This window comes from Herbaspirillum sp. VT-16-41 (assembly GCF_001994935.1).
Taxonomy (GTDB): Bacteria; Pseudomonadota; Gammaproteobacteria; order Burkholderiales; family Burkholderiaceae_D; genus Herbaspirillum; species Herbaspirillum frisingense.
The window spans coordinates 1-422 of record NZ_MUXB01000243.1; the positions used below are offsets into that span (position 1 = coordinate 1).

The window sequence follows — 422 nt, forward strand, 5'->3', positions numbered from 1 at the left end:
GAAAATACAGCTTTCTCATTGGGAAAAATCAGAGTTATTTAAGTCAGAATTTAATCGAGAAAACAAAGAAAATATCAATGAAATTACTAATCAAAAAGAAGCTGTTATGATTGCGGATGAAATTCTTAATAAAGAAGCAAACAAATTTATTGAAAAGCATTATAAACACTATTTAAAAGATGGAATGGAATTAACAAACTATCAAAAGTTGTATATAACCGATTTATCTGTTAAAGAAAATAAAATTATGAATAATGAAGAATTTAAAGATGCTGTTTATGTATCATCCAACAAAGAATTTTATGAATCTATAAAAACAATAACTAGAGATGCGTTTAAATCTTATTTAGATTTAAGCAAAAAACTAAATACTTATGAGAATAATTTAAAAGAATTAGTTGATAAGTACAATGTTGACTTCA

The 422-nt window shown here is 23.5% G+C and carries 1 protein-coding gene; it reads left to right on the top strand.

All coding sequences use genetic code 11. From position 1 onward, the window contains the following. A partial coding sequence (locus tag BTM36_RS28550) for a hypothetical protein (RefSeq protein ID WP_168189853.1) occupies positions 1-422 on the top strand: 422 nt, incomplete at both ends.